Annotated in this window: 19 protein-coding genes and 2 pseudogenes; 8 read left to right on the top strand and 13 right to left on the bottom strand. The window is 74.4% G+C overall.

The genetic code is table 11. The features are described 5' to 3' along the window. Positions 1 to 14: 14 nt before the first annotated feature. From VSR01_RS32625 to VSR01_RS32575, 11 genes and pseudogenes are all read right to left on the bottom strand, one after another. Entirely contained in the window at positions 15 to 1085 is a 1071-nt protein-coding gene (locus tag VSR01_RS32625) for a polyprenyl synthetase family protein (RefSeq protein ID WP_326452583.1), read from the bottom strand. Next, positions 1082 to 2551, bottom strand: coding sequence for a hydroxysqualene dehydroxylase HpnE (gene hpnE, locus VSR01_RS32620; protein WP_326452582.1), 1470 nt, complete (start codon positions 2549 to 2551; stop codon positions 1082 to 1084). The genes VSR01_RS32625 and hpnE overlap by 4 nt, the downstream gene beginning before the upstream one ends. A gap of 127 nt (positions 2552 to 2678) precedes the next feature. Continuing rightward, entirely contained in the window at positions 2679 to 3623 is a 945-nt protein-coding gene (gene hpnD / locus VSR01_RS32615; protein ID WP_326452581.1) for a presqualene diphosphate synthase HpnD, read from the bottom strand. After that, positions 3620 to 4513: a squalene synthase HpnC gene (gene hpnC / locus VSR01_RS32610; RefSeq protein WP_326452580.1), complete on the bottom strand. Its 894-nt coding sequence runs from the start codon at positions 4511 to 4513 to the stop codon at positions 3620 to 3622. Before hpnC ends, hpnD begins: the two co-directional genes overlap by 4 nt. A gap of 327 nt (positions 4514 to 4840) precedes the next feature. Continuing rightward, positions 4841 to 5647, bottom strand: coding sequence for an ABC transporter ATP-binding protein (locus VSR01_RS32605; RefSeq protein WP_326452579.1), 807 nt, complete (start codon positions 5645 to 5647; stop codon positions 4841 to 4843). Further along, positions 5634 to 6563 carry an ABC transporter permease gene (locus tag VSR01_RS32600; RefSeq protein ID WP_326452578.1) on the bottom strand — a complete coding sequence of 310 codons (930 nt, stop codon included), beginning with the start codon at positions 6561 to 6563 and terminating at the stop codon, positions 5634 to 5636. Before VSR01_RS32600 ends, VSR01_RS32605 begins: the two co-directional genes overlap by 14 nt. Before the next feature lie 82 nt (positions 6564 to 6645). Further along, entirely contained in the window at positions 6646 to 7518 is an 873-nt protein-coding gene (locus VSR01_RS32595; RefSeq protein WP_326453950.1) for a glycosyltransferase family 2 protein, read from the bottom strand. 17 nt (positions 7519 to 7535) lie between these two features. After that, positions 7536 to 8277, bottom strand: a pseudogene (locus VSR01_RS32590) (CDP-alcohol phosphatidyltransferase family protein). Between the two features lie 13 nt (positions 8278 to 8290). Further along, a complete protein-coding gene (locus VSR01_RS32585; protein WP_326452577.1) occupies positions 8291 to 9352 on the bottom strand; it encodes an iron-containing alcohol dehydrogenase family protein in 1062 nt (353 codons plus the stop codon). Further along, positions 9340 to 10092, bottom strand: coding sequence for a phosphocholine cytidylyltransferase family protein (locus VSR01_RS32580; RefSeq protein ID WP_326452576.1), 753 nt, complete (start codon positions 10090 to 10092; stop codon positions 9340 to 9342). Before VSR01_RS32580 ends, VSR01_RS32585 begins: the two co-directional genes overlap by 13 nt. Beyond that, positions 10089 to 12034, bottom strand: a pseudogene (locus VSR01_RS32575) (DUF5941 domain-containing protein). Before VSR01_RS32575 ends, VSR01_RS32580 begins: the two are co-directional and overlap by 4 nt. A gap of 622 nt (positions 12035 to 12656) precedes the next feature. On the opposite strand from VSR01_RS32575, the gene VSR01_RS32570 reads away from it, so the two are divergent. Beyond that, positions 12657 to 13595: a cation diffusion facilitator family transporter gene (locus VSR01_RS32570; RefSeq protein WP_326452575.1), complete on the top strand. Its 939-nt coding sequence runs from the start codon at positions 12657 to 12659 to the stop codon at positions 13593 to 13595. 141 nt (positions 13596 to 13736) lie between these two features. Beyond that, positions 13737 to 14351 (top strand): isopentenyl-diphosphate Delta-isomerase, encoded by a 615-nt coding sequence (idi, locus tag VSR01_RS32565; RefSeq protein WP_326452574.1) that lies wholly within the window; start codon positions 13737 to 13739, stop codon positions 14349 to 14351. Between the two features lie 63 nt (positions 14352 to 14414). Here the strand turns inward: idi and VSR01_RS32560 are convergent, their stop codons facing one another. Continuing rightward, positions 14415 to 14903, bottom strand: a complete 489-nt coding sequence (locus tag VSR01_RS32560) for an ATP-binding protein (protein WP_326452573.1) — start codon at positions 14901 to 14903, stop codon at positions 14415 to 14417. Between the two features lie 270 nt (positions 14904 to 15173). On the opposite strand from VSR01_RS32560, the gene VSR01_RS32555 reads away from it, so the two are divergent. The 3 genes from VSR01_RS32555 (at position 15174) to VSR01_RS32545 (ending at position 18645) form a co-directional block, all read left to right on the top strand. Further along, complete coding sequence (locus VSR01_RS32555) at positions 15174 to 16019, top strand: enoyl-CoA hydratase/isomerase family protein (protein ID WP_326452572.1); 846 nt, start codon at positions 15174 to 15176, stop codon at positions 16017 to 16019. A gap of 252 nt (positions 16020 to 16271) precedes the next feature. Beyond that, positions 16272 to 17906: a ribosomal protection-like ABC-F family protein gene (gene abc-f / locus VSR01_RS32550; RefSeq protein WP_326452571.1), complete on the top strand. Its 1635-nt coding sequence runs from the start codon at positions 16272 to 16274 to the stop codon at positions 17904 to 17906. A gap of 367 nt (positions 17907 to 18273) precedes the next feature. Continuing rightward, entirely contained in the window at positions 18274 to 18645 is a 372-nt protein-coding gene (locus tag VSR01_RS32545) for a hypothetical protein (protein ID WP_326452570.1), read from the top strand. A gap of 114 nt (positions 18646 to 18759) precedes the next feature. Here the strand turns inward: VSR01_RS32545 and VSR01_RS32540 are convergent, their stop codons facing one another. Then, complete coding sequence (locus VSR01_RS32540) at positions 18760 to 20841, bottom strand: putative Ig domain-containing protein (protein WP_326452569.1); 2082 nt, start codon at positions 20839 to 20841, stop codon at positions 18760 to 18762. A 370-nt stretch (positions 20842 to 21211) separates the two neighbouring features. Between VSR01_RS32540 and VSR01_RS32535 the strand changes: the two genes are divergently transcribed. The 3 genes from VSR01_RS32535 (at position 21212) to VSR01_RS32525 (ending at position 24347) form a co-directional block, all read left to right on the top strand. Then, the gene (locus VSR01_RS32535; RefSeq protein ID WP_326452568.1) at positions 21212 to 22027 is read left to right on the top strand and encodes a TrmB family transcriptional regulator; all 816 of its coding nucleotides are present in this window, start codon (positions 21212 to 21214) and stop codon (positions 22025 to 22027) included. Positions 22028 to 22151: 124 nt separating this feature from the next. Beyond that, positions 22152 to 23039, top strand: coding sequence for a DMT family transporter (locus VSR01_RS32530; RefSeq protein WP_326452567.1), 888 nt, complete (start codon positions 22152 to 22154; stop codon positions 23037 to 23039). A gap of 351 nt (positions 23040 to 23390) precedes the next feature. Then, entirely contained in the window at positions 23391 to 24347 is a 957-nt protein-coding gene (locus tag VSR01_RS32525) for a TIGR03084 family metal-binding protein (protein ID WP_326452566.1), read from the top strand. The last annotated feature ends 39 nt before the right edge of the window (positions 24348 to 24386 follow it).

Genomic DNA, 24386 nt, shown 5'->3' with positions numbered 1-24386 from the left:
CGCTCCACATCGGCTTACTTTTCGCGAACCACCACAAAATCCGCCAGGCCTACGAGCTTACGTTGGACTTCGTCTGGCATGTCCACTTTGTCCAGCGCGGCGATCGCGGTCGCGTACTGCCTGCGGGCTTCCTGCGAAGTCCACTCACGGCCACCGGCCTCCTCGATCAACGCCGCACGCATGGCGAACTCTTCCTCGCTGAAGGCGTCGTTTTCCAGATTCTTCGCGTCGGCGGCCAGCAGTTCACCCAACCGCTCCGACGCCGACCCCCCGGCCGCCAGCGCGGCCACCACCGGCAGCGACTTCTTGCGCTGCCGCAGGTCGCTCCAGGTCTGCTTGCCGGTCGTCGCCGGGTCCCCCCAGATGCCGAGCAGGTCGTCGATCGCCTGGAAGGCCAGCCCGAGGTGGTAGCCGTACTCCTCCAGCGCGTCGGCGTCGGACTCCGAGGCCCCGCCGAGCACCGCGCCGATGGAGCTGGCGCAGGCCAGCAGCGCGCCGGTCTTGTTGCCCTCCATCTCCAGGCACTCCTGCACGGTGACCCGTTCGCGGTGCTCGAAGGAGATGTCCTGGGCCTGGCCGTCGATCAGCTTGCGGGTGGCCGTGGTCAGCCGCCGGGTGGCCCGGCCCGCGTCGACCGTGCCCTGCTCCAGCAGCACCTCGTTGGCCAGCGCGAACAGCGCGTCGCCGACCAGGATCGCCTGGGCCGGACCGTGCACCTTCCACACCGTGTCGCGGTGCCGGCGCTGCTCGTCGCCGTCCATCAGGTCGTCGTGCAGCAGCGAGAAGTTGTGCACGAGTTCCACCGCGACCGCGCCCGGCACGCCGGTCTCCGGCGGGGCGCCCGCGGCCTGCGCCGACAGCACCGCGAGCGCGGGCCGCACCGCCTTGCCGCCGTCGCCGTCCGCGGGCCGGCCCGCCTGGTCGATCCAGCCGAAGTGGTAGGCGGCGACGGTGTCCATCGGCGGGGCGAGGCGTGCCACGGCCGCGCGCAGTACCGGTGTGGTCAGGATGCGGCCGTTCTCCAGCAGCGCGGAGACGCTGTCAGCGGTCACGTTCTCTCCTCTTGTCGCACCAATTGCACTCATGCCGCCTCCAGGACGCCGGAGTCGAACGGCAGTCCGAGGGCGGACAACGCTTCTCGGGAGGCCCGCAGGCCGCTGCGCACGGCGCCCTCCATGGTCGCGGGCCAGCCGGTGGCGGTCCACGCGCCGGCCAGGAAGAAGCCCGGCAGGCGCGTCGCCGCGCCCGGGCGCAGCGCGCCGACCCCGGGGGTCGGCGCGAAGGTCGCGGTGCGCTCGCGGGTGACGAAGAAGTCGCGGACCCCCGCGCCCCGGGCGGCGGGCAGCACCCGCTCGAGCTCCGGCAGGTAGCGCTCGCGCAGTTCGGCGACGGGCAGGTCGATCTCGTCGTGCACCGCGGACTGGGAGACGGCCACGTACTGGCCGCCGCCGGTGAGTCCCGAGCTGGTGGTGCGGTCGAAGACCCACTGGACAGGGCTGCCGACGGCCGCGAGGAACGGCCGGTCGAGCACCTGTCTGTCGTAGATCACATGGACATTGAGGATCGGGGCCGTGCCGATGCGCAACAGCTTTTCCGGCTCTTCCAGCGCGCCCTGCGGCAGCAGGCCGTGCGCCTCGTGCTGCGGCACGGCCAACACCACGGTGTCGGCGGTCAGTTGCTCGCCACGGCCGGGTCCGGTCTCGATGTCGACCCGCCAGCCGGCGCCGTCCGCCCGCGCCGTGGCGCCGGCAGTCCCCCGCGGGCCGCCGTCGTCGGCCGGCGCCGCGGCGATCCGGGTGGCCCGGGCGCGCAGCAGGACGCGCACCCCGGCGGCGTCCAGCGCGCCGCGGCCGCGGCCGTCGTGCAGGTCGCCGAGCGGGGCCGAGGCCCAGCCGATGTCGGCGGCGGCCGGGTCGGAGAGCAGTCCGGTCTTGAAGACCTTGGCGGCCAGGCCCAGCGAGGCGTCGCCCGCCCTGGCGTTGAGGGTGGCGACGCCGACCAGGTCCCACAGCGCCTCCACGGTCCGCGGCGACTGGCCGCGGCCGGCCAGCCAGCCGCCGAAGTCGACGCCGTCCAGCGCCGGGTCCTGCGGGTCCAGGCCACGCAGCGCCAGCGCGGCCCGGCCGACCGAGGCGCGCTCCTTCAGCGACAGGTGCGGGTAGCGCGCCAGGCTCGCCACCAGGTGCAGCGGCACCGGCAGCGCGGTGCGGCCGATCCGGCCGACCCGGCCGGTGGCCGCGTCGCGCACCGGCACGTCCAGCCGGCGCTGCACGGTGACCAGGTCGCGGGCCCCGATCCGGTCGAGGAACCACTGGTAGGCGGTGCAGCAGCGCAGGAAGACGTGCTGGCCGTTGTCGACCGACAACTCGCCGCGGCGGAAGGAGAAGGCGAGGCCGCCCAGGCGTGGGCGGGCCTCGGTCAGGGTGACGCGCAGCCCCGCGTCGGCCAGGGCGAGGGCCGCGGTGACGCCGGCCAGACCGCCGCCGACCACCACGGCCGTACGGGGGCCGGGACCGGTGCCGACCTGCGGGCCGGCCGGTGCGGTGGTCATGCGCCCTCCCCTCGTGCGGCGGCGCGCGCGACGTCGCCGGCGCTGCCTGTCGCGGGAAGTGACGCGGTGCGGGCCTGCGGGGTTGCCTGGTGCCGTGGGTGGTGACCCGCGCCGTCGCGGGAAGGAGTCACGCGTCGCTCCGTGGCTCGCGGGCGGTGCGGCGGGCGTCGAGTCCGGCCAGGCCGCGGACCGCGACGTAGGCCTTCTCCCGGCCGGGCAGCGAGACCCGGCCGCGCAGCACCGCCTCGGGGTCGGCGGCGATCCGCTCCAGCAGCCGGCGGTAGATGCCGGCCATCGCCGACACGCAGGCGCCGCTGCGCCGGTCGAGCATCGGCAGCAGCCGGTAGCCGGTGGCGAACAGGGCGCGGGCGCGGCGCACTTCGAACTCCACCAGGCCGGCGAAGTCGGAGCCGGCCGGCGGGAGGTCGCCCTCGAAGCCGGCCGCGCAGCCGAACTTGGCCAGGTCCTGGGCGGGCAGGTACGTCCGTCCGTTGCCCGCGTCCTCGCGGACGTCGCGCAGGATGTTGGTGAGCTGCAGGGCGAGGCCGAGCGTGTCGGCGTATTCGGCGGCACGTGCATGATCGTGCCCATTCACGGTGCCGAAAACGCCCAGGGAGAGCCTTCCGATCGCACCTGCCACACAACGGCAGTAAACGGCCAGGTCGTCCCACGTTTCGTAGGTCTCGCCCCGAACGTCCATCTGGACGCCGTCGATCAGTTCGTCCAGACCGCCGAGCGGCAGCGGGAAGCGCCGCGCGGAGTCGGCGAGTGCGACCGCGACCGGGTCGGTGTCGTCCTGCGCGACCTCGCCGGCGCGGACCCGGACCAGCACCTGGCGGGTCTCCTCCAGCCGACGGGTCTTCTCGTCCGTGGCGAGGTCGCCGTCGCCGATGTCGTCGACCCGCCGGGAGAACGCGTACAGCGCGGACATCGCCTGCCGCTTGGCGGTGGGCAGCAGGCGGATCCCGTACGCGAAGTTGCGGGCCTCATGGCCGGTCACGGTCTCACAGTACCTGTATGCGGCAAGTACCTGACCGGACGTGTGCTCGGAACCCTTCACGTCCCGGCTCACCCCTTCCTTCGCAATGTCGATCCCACCGCGCGCAGCAGGCCGGGCTTGGTGGCTTTGGGCGAACCGGCCAGCACGTCGTACCCCGCGGCCTCGACCGCGTGCAGCGCGGCGCGTCCGCCGCCGACGAAGCCGGCGAGCAGCAGTCGCAGCCTGCCGCGGACGCTGCCCACCAGCGGCGTCCCGTCGTCCAGCAGGTCGCCCGCCCGGTCCGCCTCGAAGGCGATCAGGGCGCGCACCCGCTCGTCCGCCCGCGGCGCGGCGAGGTCCGCCTCGTCCACGCCGTAGCGTTTCATGTCCTGCTCGGGCAGGTAGATCCGGTCCCTGCCGAGGTCCTCCGCGACGTCCTGGAGGTGCTCGACGATCTGCAGCGCGGTGCACACGGCGTCGGAGCGCCTGACCCGCTCGGGGCTCTCGGTGCCGGTGATGGCGAGCACCAGCCGGCCGACCGGGTTCGCGGACAGTTCGCAGTACGCCAGCAGGTCCTCGTACGTGGCGTAGCGCCGCACCGTCTGGTCCTGCCGGTTGGCGGCGATCAGGCCGAGGAACGGCTCGGGGCTGAGCGAGTGCCGCCGCACGGTGGGCCCAAGGGCCCGCAGCAGCGGGTGGGACGGCTCGCCGGGGGCGTCGAAGACCCGGCGCAGGTCGGCCTCGAAGGCGTCCAGCATGGCGACCCGGTCGCCGGCCGCCTCGGGGTCCAGGCCGAGCAGCACCGCGTCGTCGCGGCCGCCGCCGGCCAGGTCGCCGTCGCCGATGTCGTCCACCAGCCGGGCGAAGCCGTACACGGCCATCAGGTCCTGGCGCCAGGCGCGCGGCAGGAACACGGGCGCCACGGGGAAGTTCTCGCGCGCGGCCTTGTCCAGCACCGCCCGGGACGCAGTGTCCCCGGTCACCGCGCGGTACCCGGTACGCAGGCGGCGTGCGTGCCCAGGAACGCGATGGTCCCGATCGTCATGGCCGCCACATCCCCCGTTCTACACCGCCCGGACGAATCTTCCCATTTCGGACACGCCGCGATGGGCGTCACACACCCGGTATCGGTCATCGGCAGGGCTCCCAGCACCGGTACAGCTTACGACCGGCCAGGCCCCGGCGTACGCCTGGGGCATGACAGTTCGGCATCGGTGACAACACGCGACCCCCGCCGGATCATCCGGCGGGGGTCGGGTATTTCCGCGGTGTTTCCCGCGGCGGCGCCGAGTGGGCGACGCCGGGTCACGTCACTTGCCCGTGTGGGCCTCGTACGCCTTGATGACCTCGTCGGTCGGGCCGTCCATCAGCAGCTCGCCCTTCTCCAGCCACAGCACCCGGTCGCAGGTGTCCCGGATGGAGTTGTTGTTGTGGCTGACCAGGAAGACCGTGCCGGCCTCCTTGCGCAACTCCCTGATCCGCGCCTCCGACCGCTTCTGGAACGCCCGGTCACCCGTCGCCAGCGCCTCGTCGATCATCAGCACATCATGATTCTTCGCCGCCGCGATCGAGAACCTCAACCGCGCCGCCATGCCCGAGGAGTACGTCCGCATCGGCAACGAGATGAAATCACCCTTCTCGTTGATCCCCGAGAAATCCACGATCCCCTGATACCGACGCCGCACCTCCTCCTGCGACATCCCCATCGCCAGACCACCCAGGATCACATTCGTCCCACCGGTCAGATCATTCATCAACGCCGCGTTCACACCCAACAACGACGGCTGACCATCGGTGTAGATCTTCCCGCTCTCCGGCGGCAGCAGCCCGGCGATGGCGCGCAGGATGGTGGACTTGCCGGAGCCGTTGGAGCCGATGATGCCGATCGCCTCACCGCGGTAGGCGGTGAAGGTGACGCCGCGCACCGCGTGCACCCGGCGGATGTTGGGGTTGGACTTGCGGGACAGCAGCCGGGCCAGCGCGGCGGTGGCGCTGCCCTTGCCGGTGCCCGCCCCGTAGACCTTGTAGACGATGTGCACGTCGTCCACGACGACGGTCGGCACCCGGGTGCCGGCGGCGGGCTTCCGCTCGACGGTCTGCTGCTCAGCCACGGCCATACTGCTCCTCAGCCTTCCAGAAGTAGATGTAGCCGCCGACCCCGACCAGCGCCGCCCAGCACACCGCGCTCGCCCACACGTGCGGCGGCAGCTGGGAGCCGGTGACGCTGTCGATCAGCGCGAAGCGCATCAGGTCGATGTACACCGCGGCGGGATTGATGTCGAGCAGGATGCGCACGAAGTGCGGCGCGTGGTTGGTCAGGTTGGTGATGCTGTACATCACGCCCGACATGTACATCCAGGTGCGCAGGATGAACGGCATCAGCTGGGCGAGGTCGGTCATCTTGCTGCCCAGCCGGGCCACGATCATCGCCAGGCCGGTGTTGAACACCCACTGGGTGAGCAGCGCGGGGATCGCCAGCAGCCAGGAGGCGTCCGGCACCTCACCGGTCATCAGCACGATGGCGATCAGCACGAACATCGACATCATCAGCTGCTGGAGCTGCATCAGCGTGAAGGCGATCGGCATCGAGGCCCGGGGGAAGTGCAGCGCGCGGATCAGCCCGAGGTTGCCGGCCACCGCGCGGACCCCGCTGAGCACCGAGGACTGGGTGAAGGTGAAGATGAAGATGCCGGTCACCAGGAAGGCGATGAAGTTGTCGATGCCTTTGCTGGTGCCGATCAGCAGACCGAAGATCAGGTAGTAGACGGCCGCGTTGAGCAGCGGCGTCATGACCTGCCAGAGCTGGCCGAGGCGGGCCTGGGTGTACTGGGCCTGGGTGCGTGCCTTGGCGAACTCGTTGATGAAATGTCGGCGTCCCCACAGTTGCCGGGTGTACTCCAGCAGACCGGGTCGGGCGCCGCTGACCGACAGGCCGTACTTGGCCGCAAGCTGCGCGGGGCTGAGGCCGTCGTCGGCCGTCGGCGCTGGGGGGGCGCCCACGGCGACCGCACCATCGTGCGTTGTCTCGCTCACAGTTGACACTTTCGTCCTCAAGGTGCGCGCCGGGTGCAGGGGGATTCCCGGGCTGCGCCTGATGCTCTCAGGTCCGAGCTTGTCAGATGATCGGGGGTCGGCCCAGTCGGGTCAACCGCCAGACCGTCCGCCACTTCATGGGTCTGCGCTCACCGCACGGCGTGGCCCAGCCCTCGCGGAACCCGCCGAGCCACGCGCGCAGCGCCGGCCGGGACGGCCGCCGCAGCACGGTCAGCGCGAACCATACGCCGAGGTACGCCGGGACCAGCGGCCAGGGCAGGTTGCGACGGGCCAGCCACACCCGGTTACGGGCCACCAGCCGGTGGTAGACCGCGTGCCGGGCCGGCGAGGTGGCCGGATGGTGCAGCACGAGGTCGGAGCGGTAGTCGATCATCCAGCCGGCGTCCAGCGCCCGCCAGGCCAGGTCCGTCTCCTCGTGGGCGTAGAAGAACTCCGCCGGCAGCGGTCCGACCTCGCCGATCACCGCCGTACGGACCGCGCTGGCGCCGCCGAGGAAGGTCGTCACCCGCGAGGTGCGCATCGGGTCGGAGGCGCGCAGCCGGGGGACGTGGCGGCGCTGGGTGACACCGGTCTCCGGGTCGGCGATGCGGAAGCTGACGATGCCCAGCCGCGGGTCCGCGGCGAAGGCCTCGCGGAGCAGCTCGCCGGTGTCCTGGTGCGGCAGCAGGCCGTCGTCGTCGAGGAAGAGCAGCACGTCCACGTCCGAGCCGCCGGGGCCGAACAGCTCGATGCCGACGTTGCGCCCGCCGGGGATGCCGAGGTTCTCCGACAGCTCCACGGTGCGCAGGCCCGGCGGCAGCGGCGGCAGCGGGGAGCCGTTGCCGACCACGGCCACCTCGATCGGCGGGCCCTGCTGCTTGGCCACGGAGTCCAGCAGGTCCTGCAGCTCCGCCGGCCGGTTGCCCATGGTGATGATCACCGCGCCGAGCTTCAGCGGCGCCTGCCCGCCGGTCACTTCAGCCTGCTGGAGGCGAGGACCGATACCAGGTGGAGCAGCGTCTGCAGGAGGGCGATTCCGGCCAGGACGGCGACGCCGAGCCGGGTGAAGAACAGATCGCCGCGGACCTGGTCGACGATCGCCAGCAGCAGGATGAGCAGCGACGCCTCGACGCCCAGCACCAGCCGGTGGAACTTCAGCGCGGCGGCGGCCCGGCGGGCCAGTGCCACGCCGGACGAGCGCGGCTCGGCGGCGGACTCCTTGACCGGCGGCAGCCCGCCCTGGTGGCGGGCCACCCCGACCAGGTCGGTCTCGGCCTTGATCAGCACCGCGCCGAGGGCAGCGAGGGTGCCGAGGAACGCCCACAGCCAGTCGATCCGGCCGTCGCCCCACAGGTCGGCGGCGCGCAGCCCGAAGCCGACCAGGACGGCGGCGTCGCACAGGTAGGCGCCGACCCGGTCGAGGTAGACCCCGGACAGCGAGAACTGCTTCTTCCAGCGGGCGATCTCGCCGTCCACGCAGTCCAGCAGCAGGTAGAGCTGGACGGCCACGACGCCGAGCACGGCGCCGGCGATCCCGGGCACCAGCAGCGCCGGCGCGGCGAGCACGCCGCACACGGTCATCAGGTACGTGAGCTGGTTGGGGGTGATCGCGGTGGGCGCCACGTGCCGGTCTATGCGGAGCGACAGCTCGCGCATGTAGCAGGCCGGCCCAGTGCTCGCCGCTGCGCCGGTCCTTGACCCCCGCGGGGTGCACGACGGGGCGCAGTTCAGCTACTGATGGCTTTGGCATAGTCGGCGTATGCGTCCCTGATGTCGGTGTCGGACAGGTCGAGGTGTTCCAGGATGGTGAAGCGCCCGGGGCGGGTCTGCGGCGCGTACCGCACGGCCTGCACGAACTCCGCCTCGGAGAAGCCGATCTCCTCGGGCAGCACCGGCAGGCCGTGCCGGCGCAGCGTCTCGGCGATCAGCCCGGACTCCTCGCGGGCGCCGCGCAGGTGCATGGCGAAGGCGGCGCCGAGGCCGCACTGCTCGCCGTGGGCGGCGGCGCGCTGCGGGAAGAGCAGGTCGAAGGCATGGCTGATCTCGTGGCAGGCGCCCGAGGAGGGCCGGGTGTCGCCGCTGATCGACATGGCGATGCCGGAGAGCACCAGGCCCTCGGCGAGGGTGGTGAGGAAGGCGTCGTCGCCGATGCCGCCGGGGTGCCGCAGCACCGCCTCGCCCGCGCTGCGGGCCATCGCGGCGGCCAGCCCGTCGATCGGCTCGCCGTTGGTGCGGTGGGCCAGCTCCCAGTCGGCGATGGCCGAGATGTTGGAGACCGCGTCGCCGATGCCGGCCCTGACGTACCGGGCCGGGGCCTCGCGGATCACGTCCAGGTCGATGACCATCGCGATCGGGGTCGGCACCCCGTACGAGCCGCGGCCGTTGTCGTTGTCCAGGGTGGACACCGGCGAGCACAGGCCGTCGTGGGAGAGGTTGGTGGCGACCGCGACCATCGGCAGGCCGACCCGCGCGGCGGCGTACTTGGCCACGTCGATGATCTTGCCGCCGCCCAGGCCGACCACCGCGTCGTAGCGCTTGCCGCGCATCGCGTCGGCCAGCTTGACCGCGGCGTCGATGGTGCCGCCGGCCACCGGGAACCAGTCGGCGCCGGGCAGTTCGGGCGCCAGCCGGTCGCGCAGCCGGGCGCCGGAGCCCTCGCTCATGGCGAAGGCGAGCCGGCCGGAGGTGGAGATGCGCTGGTCGGCCAGCAGCCGGGTGAGGTCGGCGAGCGCCCCTCCGTTGATGTCGACGACGACCGGCGAGGGGATCAGCCGGGTCAGTACTGGCACGCGATCTCCCTGCCCTTGGCGAGGTCGTCGTGGTTGTCGATCTCCACCCACGCGACCTCGCCGATCGGCGCGACGTCGATGGTGAAGCCGCGGTCCACCAGCTCCTGGTAGCCGTCCTCGTAGTACAGGTCGGGGTCGCGCTCGAAGGTGGCCCGGAGCGCGTCGGCCAGCTCGGCCGCCGCCTCGCCCTCGATGAGGGTGACGCCGATGTACTCGCCGGTGGCCTGCGCGGGGTCCATCAGCTTGGTGATCCGGCGCACCCCGCGGCCGGGCTCGGTGACGACCTTCATCTCCTCGTCGGCGAGCTTCTTGGCGGTGTCCAGCGCCAGCACGATGCGCTTGCCGTCGCCGCGGGCCGCCAGCAGCGTCCGCTCCACCGACACCGGGTGCACGGTGTCGCCGTTGGCCAGAATCACACCCTCTTTGAGGACGTCGCGGGCGCACCACAGGGAGTAGGCGTTGTTCCACTCCTCGGCCTTGTCGTTGTCGATCAGGGTCAGGGTGACGCCGTACCTGGCCTCCAGCGCCGCCTTGCGCTCGTAGACGGCCTCCTTGCGGTACCCGACGACGACCGCGACCTCGGTGAGGCCGATCTCGGCGAAGTTGCCCAGGGTGAGGTCCAGCACGGTGAGGCTGTCCCGCGCGCCCTCCGGACCGATCGGCACCAGCGCCTTGGGCAGGGTGTCGGTGTAGGGGCGCAGACGCCGTCCGGCGCCGGCCGCCAGCACGAGGCCGATCATGCGGGTTCTCCTGATTCGTCGTGGACGGCGGGGGCGCCCGCCAGGTGAGCAGCCACCCAGAAGCGGATGCTCTCGATGAGGACCAGGACCGCGAGTACGGCGGCGAGCGCCGTCAGGGCGGTCCGGAATCCGGTGTGCTGCGCGAGGGCGGCCGCGAGGACGACCACCAGCAGTGCCCGTCCCTCGTGCCCGCCGGCCGCCCGCACCAGGGCCCGCGGGGGCGCCCCGGCGCCGCCGCGGATGCGGTACACCGTGTCGTAGTGATGGTAGGCGACGGCCGCCACCAGCCCGAAAGCGGCGGGCAACGCGCCGTTCACCTGTGAGACGGCCGCGAGCGCCAGCACGGTTCCGTACTCGCCGGCCCGCAGCAGCGGCGGGACCAGCCAGTCCAGCGCGCCCTTCAGCGGCCGGGCGACCGCGACGCCCGAGGTCAGCACGTACACCGCCGCCGCGGCGACCACCCACCAGCTGCCCTCGGGGGCGAGCGCGGCGGTCGCGGTGAGCAGGCCGGCGCTGGCCAGGGCGAGGGCGGGCGGCGCGAAGCCGGGCAGCCGGGCGGCGAGCGGGCGCGCCGCGCGGGCGACGGCCTCGGCGAGCGGGCCGCTGTCGGTCAGGTCGTGCAGCGCGGTCGCGGCGCGGTCGGTGCGGCGGGCCTTCCTGGTCAGCGAGCGCAGCACCCGGCCCGCGGTGGTGTAGCAGGCGGCCAGGGCGCAGCCGACCAGCAGCACCACGAAGGTGATCCGCGGCGTGGTGAGCGCGGTGAGGACCGCTATCAGCGCCCAGCGCTCGCCGATGGGCAGCACGATCATCCGGCGCACCCACACCGTCCAGCCGACGCTGTCCAGCCGTCCGGACAGGGCCGCGGTGGGGCTGGTGTTGCCGGTCGCGTCGTGGTTGGCCTCGTTGAAGGCGAAGTCGACCACGTGCCGGCAGGTCTGCAGCACCATCGCGCCGAGCGCCAGCGCCCACACGTCGTCGCCGCCGCGGGCCGCGCCGAGCGCCAGGCCCGCGTAGTAGGCGTACTCCTTGGCGCGGTCGAAGGTCGCGTCGAGCCAGGCGCCGAGGGTGGAGTACTGCAGCGAGTAGCGGGCCAGCTGGCCGTCGGTGCAGTCCAGGACGAAGGACGCCAGCAGCAGCACGCCGGCCGCGACGTAGCCGGCCCGGCGCCGGTGGCGGCGCAGCCGGCCGCGATCAGCGCGACCACCAGGGAGGCGGTGGTCACCTGGTTCGGGGTCAGTCCGCGGCGGGCGCACCAGCGGGCGATGTAGCGCGAGTACGGGCTGATGCAGTGGGTGGTGAAGAAGCCGTCGCGGGCCTTGACGGCGCTGCGCAGCCGGACGGACTCCTCGTCGACGCCGGCGACCGCGCCGGCGGCCTCGGCCCGGGCTGCCTCGTCCCGCGGGACGGCGGCGACCAGCACGCCGAGGTCGACGCGGTGCAGCAGTCCGTCGGCGTCGAGGCCGGCGGCGAGCACGTCGGGGAGCACGTCGGGGCGGGTCTCCGGGCCGGCGTCGGGGCGGGCGGTGGCGAGGCCGCCGCCGGTCGCGGGAGCGTGGGCGGGGGCGTGGCCGCTGACGGCGCCGCCGTCGGGGCCGCCGGTCGCACCGCCCGGGGCGGTCCCCGGCCGGTCGTCGCCGCGGGCCGCCGCGGCGAGCGCGCGGCCGAGCGCGGGGCGGGCGGCGGGCTTGACCGACAGCGCGCCGGGGACGGCGGCGGCGTCGAAGCGCGGGTCGGTGAGCGCCAGCCGCAGCGCGTGGCGGTGGCCGACGAAGCGCGGGTCCACCAGCGCCACCCGCTCCCCGGCCGGCAGGGCCGCCAGCCGCTCGGCGGCCTCGGCCGCCGTCGCCGCGGCGGCGACCTGGAAGCCCAGTGCCCGCAGGTCCTCCGCGAGCGGCGACGGCGTACCGGCGGCGGGCGGGCCGGTGAGGATGGCGGTCGGCAGCGGAACCCACTCCCTCGATGCGTGGTGTACGGATGACTGGTGGCGGCGTGACGCGTGATGTGACGGGCGGTGCGACGGGTGATGTGACGGGTGACGGATCTGCGGCTGGGGTGTCTGGTGTGTGACGGGGGTCGGAGCGTAGGTCGGGGCGTGCGGAATGCGCCCGCCGCGGGGCCGCCGGGAAGGGCGGGGCCGGGCCGGGCACCGGCGAGGCTATCGGATTGCGGACGGCGGCCGTTCACTGCCCGTTCGCCTGGACTTGGCGCCTTGGTGTGATCATCATCCTTGATTCGCCGCATGCCGGACAACCGGCCCGCGGCGGCCTTGGCCGAAGCATTGCCGGTCACCTTCCCGCCGCGCCTCCCGTCATCCGTTCGGGTGATCCGCGCCGCCCGATCGGCCACACCCAGGGCGCGCCTCATCACCGCAGGTCACCGCACATGACAACGGTCTCCAGTACCGGCTTGCCCACGGTGCGTGACCGTAGTTGACTGGCCGGCGCGCGGCACTCGGGCGCCCAGGCGTCCGGGGCGTTCCGGGCGGGCGGGGCGCTCGGACACCCGGGTCGGACCGCGCAGCTCGGGCAGGAGAACCGCGGAACCTCGGGGAAGGAGCGGCACCGATGGGGGCAGGGCACAGCCACGGCCATCACCACGGGCCGCCCGCGTCCGGCACGGCGGGCGCGGCGTACCGCGGCAGGCTGCGGATCGCGCTGGGCATCACGCTGCTGGTGCTGGCCACCGAGGTGGCCGGAAGCGCGCTGACCGGCTCGCTGGCGCTGCTCGCCGACGCCGGGCACATGGCCACCGACGCGGCCGGCCTCGGCATGGCGCTGCTCGCCGTGCACGTGGCGGCCCGGCCGCCCAGCGAGCGCCGCACCTTCGGCTTCGCCCGCGCCGAGATCCTGGCGGCGGTGCTCAACGCGGTGCTGCTCTTCGGGGTCGGGGCGTTCATCTTCTACGAGGGGGTGCGCCGCCTCATCACCCCGCACGGCATCGACGCCGGGCTGACCGTGGTCTTCGGCCTGATCGGCGTGGTCGCCAACTCGGTGTCGCTGGCGGTGCTGCTGCGCGGCCGGTCGGAGAGCCTCAACGTGCGCGGCGCGTTCCTGGAGGTGATGGCCGACGCGCTGGGCTCGCTCGCGGTGGTGGTCGCCGCCGTGGTCTATCTGGGCACCGGCTGGCGGCAGGCGGATGCGGTGGCGTCGCTGCTGATCGGCGTGCTGATCGTGCCGCGCACCTGGCAGCTGTTGCGGGAGGCGCTGGACGTGCTGCTGGAGGCGGCGCCCAAGGACGTCGACATGGCGCAGGTGCGGCGGCACATCGAGTCGCTGCCCGGCGTGGAGGGCCTGCACGACCTGCACGCCTGGACCATCACCTCGGGGATGCCGGTGCTCTCCGCGCACGTGGTGGTCGGCCACGACGTACTGGAGACGGTCGGCTACGAGAAGATGCTGCACGACCTGCAGAGCTGCCTGGGCGCGCACTTCGACGTCGGGCACTGCACGTTCCAGCTGGAGCCGGCCGGGCACGCGGAGCACGAGGCGGGGCTCTGCCGGTGACCCGGCGGCCGGGTCCGGCGGCGCCGGCGCTCCGGTGAGGCTGCGACGCGGACCCGGCGCCGCGGTGACCCGGTGGCCCGGGCGGGTGCGCGGTCGGCGGTGAGGCAGACTAGGGCCTTGTCGTCGAACCGAAGGATGGATATGCCAACCAGTCCTGCCACCGGCCGACCGGGCTCCTCCCCCGCCGCCGCGCCGTCCCCCAACGGGGTCGCGGAACCGATCATGCTCGAACTGGTCGACGAGGCCGGCGTCACGATCGGCACGGCGGAGAAGCTGTCGGCGCACCTCGCGCCGGGACGGCTGCACCGGGCGTTCTCCGTCTTCCTCTTCGACGAGCAGGGCCGGATGCTGCTGCAGCGCCGCGCGCTCGGGAAGTACCACTCCCCGGGCGTGTGGTCCAACACCTGCTGCGGCCACCCGTACCCCGGCGAGCAGCCGTTCGTGGCCGCCGCCCGGCGCACCGCGGAGGAGCTGGGCGTCGCGCCCGCCCTGATGCGCGCGGCCGGCACGGTGCGCTACAACCACCCGGACCCGGCGTCCGGACTGGTCGAGCAGGAGTTCAACCACCTGTTCGTGGGCACCGTCGACGCGCCGCTGGACCCCGACCCCGAGGAGATCGGCGAGACGCTCTTCGCCACGCCGGAGCAGTTGGACCGGCTGCGCGGGACCGGCCCGTTCTCCGCGTGGTTCCCGACCGTGCTGGACGCGGTGCTGCCCGCGGTCCGCGAGGTCACCGGCGGCGCGGCCGGCTGGTAGCCTGCTGCTGGCGGACGCGCGGCGCACGGCCCGGCCCCGCGCGGGCCGGGCCCCGCTGCGGTGTCAGTACACCGACGGAGGCCGCAGCGGCAGCGCCGCCCAGATCACCTTGCCGCCGCCCGGCGTCTGCGCGATGTCGTAGGAGCCGCCGGCCTCGTCGGCGATCGTCTTCACCAGCAGCAGCCCGCGCCCGCCGGTGCGCCCGTGGTCGGTCTCCAGCGCGGTGGGCCGGTACGGGTGGTTGTCCTCGACCGCGACCCTGACCCACTCGGCGCCGACCGCCAGCTCCACCGCGATCTGCGGGGAGAGCACCGCGGCGTGCTTGACCGCGTTGGTGACCAGCTCCGAGACGATCACCAGCAGCCCGTACAGCACGTCCTCCTCCACCGGCACGCTCTGGTCGCGCAGCAGGCCGCGGACGCCGTGGCGCACCTGCGGGACGGAGGAGTCCAGGGCGGGCACGGTGAAGCGCCACACGCCCTCGTACGGCCTCGGGGACGGAACCTGACCCGGCGGGACGCTCCCGCGCACCTCCATGACCGTACCCACCATCGCCTTCGCGTGACGTGTCCGCGCGAGTCCCCCGCCCCCCGGCCGGGCCCGCCTCACCGTTCGAGTGTCCGGGACGCGCGGGGCCGCAACGGCCGGTCACCGTAAGTCCGCGCCTTTCAGCGGTTCACGACCGGACGGGACCGTTTCCCGCCCGTTTCCGACCACTGGCGACCGGCTGCCGGTCCGGACGGCGCGGATGGGATCATGGGTGCGCGCGCACGTCCGCGGCGCCCGCCGCGCCGACCGCGTCCCGCCCGCCGAGGAGCCCGTATGCCCGCGCCCGACCCCGCGCCCGCGCTGCTGCTGAGCACCGGGGACGGCGTCGCGACCGTGACCATCGGCAACCCGGCCCGGCGCAACGCGATGACGCTGGAGATGTGGCACGCGCTGCCCCGGCTGCTCGCCGCCCTCGCGGCCGACCCCGCGGTGCGGGTCCTGGTGCTCACCGGCGCGGGCGACACCTTCTGCGCGGGCGCCGACATCACCGACTTCGCCGGGCCGGGCGGGCCGCGGGCGCCGCAGGACGCCGCGGTGGCGGCCGAGGAGGCGCTCGCCGCGTTCCCGAAGCCGACGCTGGCCGCGGTGCGCGGCTTCTGCGTGGGCGGCGGCTGCCAGCTCGCGGTCGCCTGCGACCTGCGGTTCGCCGCGCGGGGCGCGCGGTTCGGCGTGACCCCGGCGCGGCTCGGCCTGGCCTACCCGCCGTCCTCGACCCGCCGGCTGGCCGCCCTGACCTCGCCGTCCACCGCCAAGCACCTGCTGTTCTCGGCCGAACTGATCGACGACGAGCGGGCGTTGCGCACCGGCCTGGTGGACGAGGTGCTGGAGCCGGACGGACTCGACGCGCGCGTCCGCGAGTTCACCGCGGCGCTGGTCCGGCGCTCGCTGCTCACCCAGGTGGCCGCCAAGGAGTACCTCGCCGCTCCGGAGGCCGGCCCCGCTCTCACCGCCGACTCCGGCTCCGGCTCCGGTTCCGGCTCCGGTTCCGGCTCCGGCTCCGACCGGGTCCGCGCCGGCTACTGGGCCGGCCAGGCCGACGCCTCGGGCGAGACGAAGGAGGGCGCCGCGGCCTTCCTGGAGCGCCGCGAGCCGGCGTTCGGCTGGACCGGGCCGGTCTGAGGACCGTTCCGAGCGTCGGTCCGGGGCCGGTGGGAGGCCGGAGGCCGGTGGGAGGCCGGAGGCCGGTGGGAGGCCGGAGGCCGGTGGGAGGCCGTGGAGGGCCGGTCCGGAGCCGGTCCGGAGCCGGCCGGGCCCGTACGACGGACACGCGCGCCGCCCCGCACACCGCCCGCCGCCGGCAGGCCGCACACCGCCGCCGGCGGCGAACCGGGAGGTGGGGCCGCACCCGCGGCGGCTAGGATGCACAGCCTGATGAGTGCGACCCTCGTTGCGAAGAACCTCGCCGCAGGCCACGGCGACCGCGTGCTGTTCTCCGGGCTCGACCTGGTGGTCGCCCCCGGGGACGTGATCGGCCTGGTGGGTGTGAACGGCGCGGGCAAGTCCACACTGCTGCGGCTGCTGGCCGGGCTCGGCGAGCCCGAGGAGGGCACGCTGCGGCTCAGCCCGGCGACCGCCACCGTCGGGCACCTGCCGCAGGAGCCGGACCGGCGCGCGGAGAGCGTACGGGAGTTCCTAGCCCGGCGGACCGGGGTGAGCGCCGCGCAGGCCGCCCTGGACGCGGCCACGCAGGCGCTGGTGGAGGGCGCGCCCGGCGCGGACGACGCGTACGCCGCCGGCCTGGAGCGCTGGCTCGCCCTGGGCGGCGCGGACCTGGACGAGCGCGCCGAGGAGGCCGCCGCCGCGCTGGGCCTGGGGGTCGGCCTGGACCAGCAGATGCGGTCGCTGTCCGGCGGGCAGGCCGCCCGCGCGGGCCTGGCCTCCCTGCTGCTCAGCCGCTACGACGTCTTCCTGCTGGACGAGCCGACCAACGACCTGGACCTGGACGGCCTGGAGCGGCTGGAGAAGTTCGTCTCGGAGCTGCGCTCGGGCACCGTCCTGGTCAGCCACGACCGCGAGTTCCTGGCCCGCACGGTCACCGGCGTCGTCGAGCTCGACCTCGCCCAGCAGACCGTGGCCTCCTACGGCGGCGGATACGAGGCGTACCTGGAGGAGCGCGCCACCGCCCGCCGGCACGCGCGCGCGGAGTACGAGGAGTACGCCGAGACCAAGGCGGGCCTGGAGGAGCGCGCCCGCAGGCAGCGCGCCTGGATGGACAAGGGCACCCGCAACGCGCTGCGCAAGGCGCCGGACAACGACAAGGTGGCGCGCCGCGCCCGCGCCGAGGGCAGCGAGAAGCAGGCCGCCAAGGCACGGCAGACCGACCGGTTGATCGAGCGGCTCGACGTGGTCGAGGAGCCCCGCAAGGAGTGGGAGCTGCGGATGCGCATCGCCGCGGCGCCGCGCTCGGGCGCGGTGGTGGCCACCCTGGGCGGCGCGGTGGTCCGCCGCGGCGACTTCACCCTGGGCCCGGTGGACTTGCAGATCGACTGGGCGGACCGGGTGGCGATCACCGGGGCCAACGGCTCGGGCAAGTCCACCCTGCTGGCCGCGCTGCTCGGCCGGATCGCACCCGACGAGGGCAGCGCCGCGCTCGGCCCCGGCGTGCGGGTCGGCGAGGTCGACCAGGCCCGCGCCCTGTTCCGCGGTGAGGACACGCTGCTCGACGCCTTCCGGGCGCCGGCGCCCGACCTGGAGCCGGCCGAGATCCGCACCCTGCTGGCGAAGTTCGGGCTCAAGGCCGACCACGTGAAGCGGCCGGCGGCGACGCTGTCGCCGGGCGAGCGGACCCGTGCCGCGCTCGCGCTGCTCCAGGCCAGGGGCGTCAACCTGCTGGTGCTCGACGAGCCGACCAACCACCTGGACCTGCCCGCCATCGAGCAGTTGGAGTCGGCGCTCGCCTCGTACGACGGCACGCTGCTGCTGGTCACCCACGACCGCCGGATGCTGGAGGCGGTGCACACCACCCGGCGGCTGGAGGTCGCCGGCGGGCGGGTCAGCGAGCGCTGACCTCCCGGCCGCGGCGCGAACCGGGCGCCGGCCGGCCGGGCCGGTGGCCCCGGCGCGGGCGCACGCACCGCGGTGGACCGCCCCGGAGGGAACCGCACCGGCCGCCGCTGCGTCCCACCCAGGACCGGCCGCTCCCGACCAGGGCGGCCGTGGGTGAGAGGAGTGTGCGGCGATGCGTGCGCGGGGAGCGCGGAACGCGAGAGCGCGGCGGACGGCGGGAACGGCGGGAACGGCGGGAGCGACGCGGACCGTTGGCGCGACGGCGGGAACGACGGGGACCGCTGGCGCGACGGCGGGAACGACGGGCGCCGCGCGGGCGAGGCCGGCACGGGCTGCCGGGACGGCGGGGCTCGCGGCGGCGGTCGCGGTGGTCGCGGTCGCGGCGCTGCTGGCCGGCTGTGGTTCCGCCGACGGCGTCCGGGTGGGGCGGCCGGACCCGGGCCCCTCGACCTCGCAGCCCGACTGCGGCGACGTGCTGGTGACCCCCGACCCCGGCACGAAGGCCCGCGGTGTGTGCCTGAGCATCGGCAGCACCCTGCGCGTGCGGCTCACGGCGGGCGACGCGCCGCCGGCCGAGCGGGGCGGCGCGCTCACCGAGGTCTCACCCGGCGTCTATCGCGGCACACGGGCGGGAACCGCCGAGTTGAGCGGCTTCCGGCGGGCCTGCCCGAGCCCGCGCCCCGGCGCGGTCGCGTGCCATGCGATCGCCGGGTGGAAGGTCACCGTGGACGTGCGGTGACCTGCGCACGGACGGGCCCGGACCGGCAGTGGGGCCGGCCCGGGCCCGTCGTGTCTCACCCGCGCGCGGGAGCGCCGCGCGCCGCGGTGGGGTGCGCTTCCCTGTCGGCGGTCGTCAGCTGACGTTGACGGCGGTGTCGTCGATGAGGAAGGAGGTGGCGAGGCTGGAGTCCTCGGTGCCGGTGAACTTCAGCGTGACGGTCTGGCCGGCGTACGAGGAGAGGTTGATGCTCTTCTGCACGTAGCCGCTGGAGCTGTTGAGGTTGGAGTAGGTGGCCAGGGTGGTGGAGCCGGCCGCGACGGTGAGCTTGTCGTAGGCCGTGCTGGTCGTCGTCTCGTCGGTCGAGACGTAGAGGTAGAAGGTGAAGGTGGCGCTGGTGCAGCTGGCCGGGATGGTCACGGACTGCGACAGCGTGTCGGTGTGGGTGCTGCCGTAGCCGTCCAGCCAGGCCTTGTAGGAGCCGGAGTGGGCCGGCGCGCCGGTGCTGTTGTCGATCACGCCGGAGCTGGCGGACCAGACCGTGTTCCCGGACTCGAAGCCGGGGTTGCCGAGCAGCTGGGCCGGGGTGCAGCCGCCGCCGCCGGAGGTGGTGACGGTCCAGGTGAAGGAGGCCGAGCCGGAGGCGCCGGTGGAGTCGGTCGCGGTCACCGTCACCGAGGAGGTGCCCGCGGTGGTCGGCGTGCCGGAGATGACGCCGGTCGAGGAGTTGATCGACAGGCCGGCCGGCAGGCCGCTCGCGCTGTAGGTGAGGGTCTGGCCCGAGGCGGAGTCGGTGGCGTGGACGGTCACGCTGACCGCGGTGCCGACCTGGGTGGACTGGTTGCCCGGGCTGGTGACGGTGACGGTGTTGCCGCCGGTCGAGCCGCCGTTGGTGAACGCGGCGGTGCCCTTCGGGGTGCCGAGGCCGGTCGGGCCGTCGTAGCCGGACTTGGCCGTGCACAGGTAGGAGCTGGAGCAGGAGCCGTTGGCGCCGCTGGTCACGTCGTTCAGCGAACCGGTGTGCGCGTAGGGGTACGACGCCGGCACGGTGCCCGCGGCCGGGGTGCCGGCCAGCGCGTAGACCGAGGCGATGATCGGCGAGGAGGCGCTGGTGCCGCCGTAGACCTGCCAGCCGCTGGCCTGGTAGCTGTCGTAGACGGCGAGGCCGGTGTTCGGGTCGGCGACCGCGGAGACGTCGGCGACGGTGCGCTTGCTGCAGCCGGTGTCGGTCTGCCAGCTCTGCTTGGCGTCGTACGCCGAGCAGCCGGAGCCCGCGCCCTCGCCGCCGGAGCTGGAGCCCCACACGGACTCGGTCCAGCCGCGGGTGGTGCCGCTGGCGCGGCTCAGCGAGGTGCCGCCGACCGCGGTGACGTACTTGGACGCGGCCGGGTACTCCACGCCGTAGCCGCTGTCGCCGGAGCTGACGGTGATGGCGACGCCCGGGTGGTTGAAGTACGAGCTGTCGTAGGAGGTGTCCGAGGAGGACTCGCTGCCGCCGTAGCTGTTGGAGACGTACTTCGCACCCAGGGACACCGCGGTGTTCACGGCGGTGCCCAGGTTGGTCATGGACGCCGAGGTGGCCTCGACCAGCAGGATGTGGCACTGCGGGCAGACCGCGCTGACCATGTCGAGGTCGAGCGAGATCTCGCCGGCCCAGCCGGAGTCGGGGGACGGGTAGCTGGTGCCGCCGGTCTGGTTGACCTTCTTGAAGCAGCCGTTGGCCGTGGTGCAGGCCGGCAGGCCGTACTGGCTGCGGTAGGTGGCGAGGTCGGCCTCGGCGTTCGGGTCGTCCTGCGCGTCCACGATGGCGACGGTCGCGCCGGACCCGGCGCTCGACGGCAGCGCGTAGGCGCTCTGCAGGTCGGTCGGGCCGTAGCCGGACGGCGTCGCGTTCGGGGTGACGCCCAGGTGGTGCAGGGTGTCGGTGCGCACCAGCGACAGGCACGACATGGCGCCCTTGGCGGGCGAGGCGCACAGGTGCTGCGCGTTGCCCTCGCTCGATCCGGTGGCGCCGGTCGCGTTCGCGCCGGTGGACGCGGTGGACGCGGTGGACGCGGCGGTGGACGCCGCGGGGGCCGCGGCGGCGACGGACGGAGCGGCGGCGGCCACCAGACCGCCGGTGACCAGGGCTCCGGTGGCGACGACCGCGAGGGTGGCGCGGCGGATCGCTCGTCTGGCCCGGCCGGGACTCTTGGACTGCAATGAACTGCCCTCCATGGGGGGGTCGGCTCCCGGGTCGTCCCACAACGGTCCGTTTTGTGTCACGGTCATGACAACAGATCGTGGAGCGGTACGCCTGGGACTTCGTGTGGCACACGTTCATCGGTGTTCTCGCCGGCGACCCAGGTGAAGGGCTGCTGTCGGCGGCGATCGGTGCGGCGGGTGCGGTGCGTGCATGCTGTCACCACGTTGAGTGGTGGCCAGGAGAAAGGTAGTGACAGTCGGTTCAAGGGACTACCGGGTCTTGGCAAAGGATTCCCCTTGAGACCGCCCCGAGACCGTCCGGACGCCGCCGCACGGGCCCGCGCGGGCGCCGGCGCGGGCCGTGCTTCCGCCGGGCGATCTCCGCCGTATACCTTGTGGCGCCATGGACACGGAGGACGGACCGGTCAACGACCTGGTGGCGCTCGGCCTGGCCCGCTACGAGGCACGCGTCTACCTGGCCCTGGTGCGCCGGGAGTCGTACACCGCCGCGGAGGTCGCCCGCGAGGCGGACGTCCCCCGGCAGCGGGTCTACGACGTGCTGGACGCGCTCGTCAGACGGCGGCTGGCGACCGCCCACCCGGGACGGGTGGCGACCTTCTCCGCGGTCGCGCCGGAGCTGGCGGTGGCCCGGCTGATGGCGCTGCAGCGGGAGGCGCTGGAGCGTCTGGACCGGGTCTCCAGCGCGCTGACCGCCGCGCTGGTCCCGGTCTGGGCCGACGGCCGCTCGCAGACCGTGCCGCTGGACTACGTGGAGATCCTGCGCGACCCCAAGTCGATCGCCGAGGCGTTCGCCGACATCCAGAACCAGGCCAGGCGGGAGCTGCTCAGCTTCTCCAAGCCGCCCTTCGTCGCGCCCGCGCTGAACACCCCCGGGATCAAGGCGGTGCGCCGGCTGCGCAGGGCCGGCGGCTCGGTCCGGGCGATCTACACCCACGAGGCGCTGGCCGACCCCGAGACCCTGGAGAACGTACGGCGCTCGACGGCCGCGGGCGAGGAGTGCCGGTTCGCCGACGAGCTGCCGCTGAAGCTGGTGATCGCGGACGCGTCGCTCGTGCTGTGCGACATGCCCGACCCGGTGGCCGGCACCGGCTCGACCACCGCGCTCTACATCGAGCACCCGGCGCTGGCGGCGTGCCTGCGCTTGGCCTTCCTCACGGTGTGGGAGAGCGCGCGGACCGCGCCGGGCGAGGAGGCGTAGGCGCGACACGGGGGCGGCCGGCACGCCGCCGCCCGCCACCGCCCGCGGCCTGCGCGAACGGCGGTCGCCGCGCGTCCGGCCGGAACCGGCGGGCGCTCACGGCCCCGGAGGTTAAAGTGGCGGCGTGGCCGTGTTCCTCCTCGGAGTCGGTGCCGCCTGCTGCCTCGGCTTCGGGTTCGTGCTGCAGCAGCGCGCGGCCTCGCGTGCCCCGCTGGCCGACTTCCTGTCCTTCCGGCTGCTGCTCCACCTGATCCGGATGCCGGACTGGCTGTGCGGCATCGCGCTGATGGTCGCCGGGCAGGTGCTGGGCGCGGTCGCGCTGGCCTACGGCGAGGTGACGCTGGTCGAGCCGCTCACCGCCACCAACCTGCTGTTCGCGATGGCCCTGTCCCGCCGGCTCACCCGGCAGCCGCTCGGCTGGTCCGGCTGGGGCGGCGTGCTGCTGCTCGCGGCCGGCGTCACCGCGTTCATCGTGGCCGGGCAGCCGCGCGGCGGCGACGCGGACGCGGGCCCGCTGCGGCACTGGCTGGTCTTCGGCGTGGTGGCCGGCCTCGCGCTGCTGCTCACGCTCGGCGCGCGCCGCCTGCACGCCTCCGCCGAGGCCGCGCTGCTCGCACTGGCCGCGGGCCTGCTCTACGGGCTGCAGGACGCGCTGACCAGGATCTGCGGGCAGCTCGTCCGCGACGACGGCGTGGCCGGGCTGTTCGCGCACTGGCAGCCGTACGCGATCGTGGTCATCGGGCTGACCGGCATGCTGCTGGTGCAGAGCGCCTTCGAGACGGCGGCGCTGCGCATGTCGCTGCCGTCGCTCACCGCGGCCCAGCCGCTGGCGGGCATCGCCTGCGGCGTCGGCTTCCTCGGCGACCGGGTGCGCTTCAGCACCGGCGCACTGGCCTGGGAGGCCGTCGGCCTGGCCGCGATCGTCGTCGGCGTGATCCTCCTCGGCCGCCACCCGGCGATGCCCCCGGGCGTCGCGCCGCAGGAGCCGATCGGCGCGACGCGCGTGCTCTGACGCGCCCCGAGGGGCGCCGCCGCACGGCCCGGCCCGGCGCCCGCGCCGGGGCGGGTTTGCCGCTGCCGCGGTGGGCGTCGCGGAGCGGTGGGGCGGTGGGCGCGGTGCGGACGGTGGGCGCCGCGACGCCCGGCGAAAAGGGGCGCGGCGAAAAAACATGCATGCACGCTTGCTTGTTTCTGGCGCCGATGCCACGCTCGACCCGCACGGCAACCGGCGAGACAGCGCACGCCCCGGGCCCACCGCGAGGGGCGCCGCCTCGCGCCCGCGCCACGCCGTGCGCCCCCCGGGTCCCCGGCGGGACCCGCGCCACGTACGCCGCCGTGCCCCCGACGTCCCCCGGAGGGACCCGTGCCGGATCCGCAAGCCGTTCGTGCCGTACTGGACGACCTCCGCGCCGAGTGGGCGTCGCTCGACGCCCTGGTCGCGCCGCTGGACGCGGCGGGATGGGCCACGCCCACGCCCGCGCAGGGGTGGACGATCGCGCACCAGATCGCGCATCTCGCCTGGACCGAGGAGCGGGCGCTGCTCGCGGTGACGGACCCGGACGCCTTCGCGGCCGAACGCGCCGTCGCCGCGGGCGCGTTCGACCGCTACGTGGACGAGGGCGCCGAGACGGGCGCGCGGGCCGCTCCGGCCGAACTGCTGGCCCGGTGGCGCGGCGCGAGCACCGCGCTGGGGGCCGCGCTCACCGCGAGCGCGGCCGAGCGGCCGTCCGTGCGGCACCCCTGGTACGGGCCGCCGATGAGCACCGCGTCGATGGCCGGCGCCCGCGTGATGGAGACGTGGGCGCACGGCGAGGACGTGGCCGACGCGCTCGGGGTGCGCCGCTCCCCCACCGCCCGCCTGTGGCACGTCGCGCGGCTGGCCGTCGTCGCCCGCGACTACGCGTTCTCGGTGTACGGCAGGCCGGCGCCCGCGGAGCCGTTCCGGATCGAACTCACCGCGCCGGACGGGTCGTTGTGGACGTTCGGCCCGCCGGACGCGGCGCAGCGGGTGACCGGCCCGGCGCTGGACCTGTGCCTGCTCGCGGTGCGCCGCAGGCACCGCGACGACCTGGCCGTGCGGGCGGTCGGCGAGGACGCCGAGACGTGGCTGTCGATCGCGCAGACGTTCGTCGGGCCGCCGGGGTCGGGCCGGCCGCCGACGGGAGGCGCGGACCCGGGCGAAGGGGCGGACCCGGGCAGCCCGGGCCCGGGCGGGGGCGCGGGCGGGCGCGGAGGCGCGGACGCGGGTGAAGACGCGGGCGCGGACGCGGGCGCGAGCTTCCGCGGCGCGGGTCCGCTCCCGGCGGGCGGCGACGCGTGAGCGCGCTCGGCGTCCGCGGCGCGGACTTCGCGGAGCGGC

The organism is Actinacidiphila sp. DG2A-62, assembly GCF_035825295.1.
In the GTDB taxonomy this organism is placed as follows: Bacteria; Actinomycetota; Actinomycetes; order Streptomycetales; family Streptomycetaceae; genus Actinacidiphila.
This window is presented reverse-complemented; position numbering and strand designations above follow the sequence as displayed.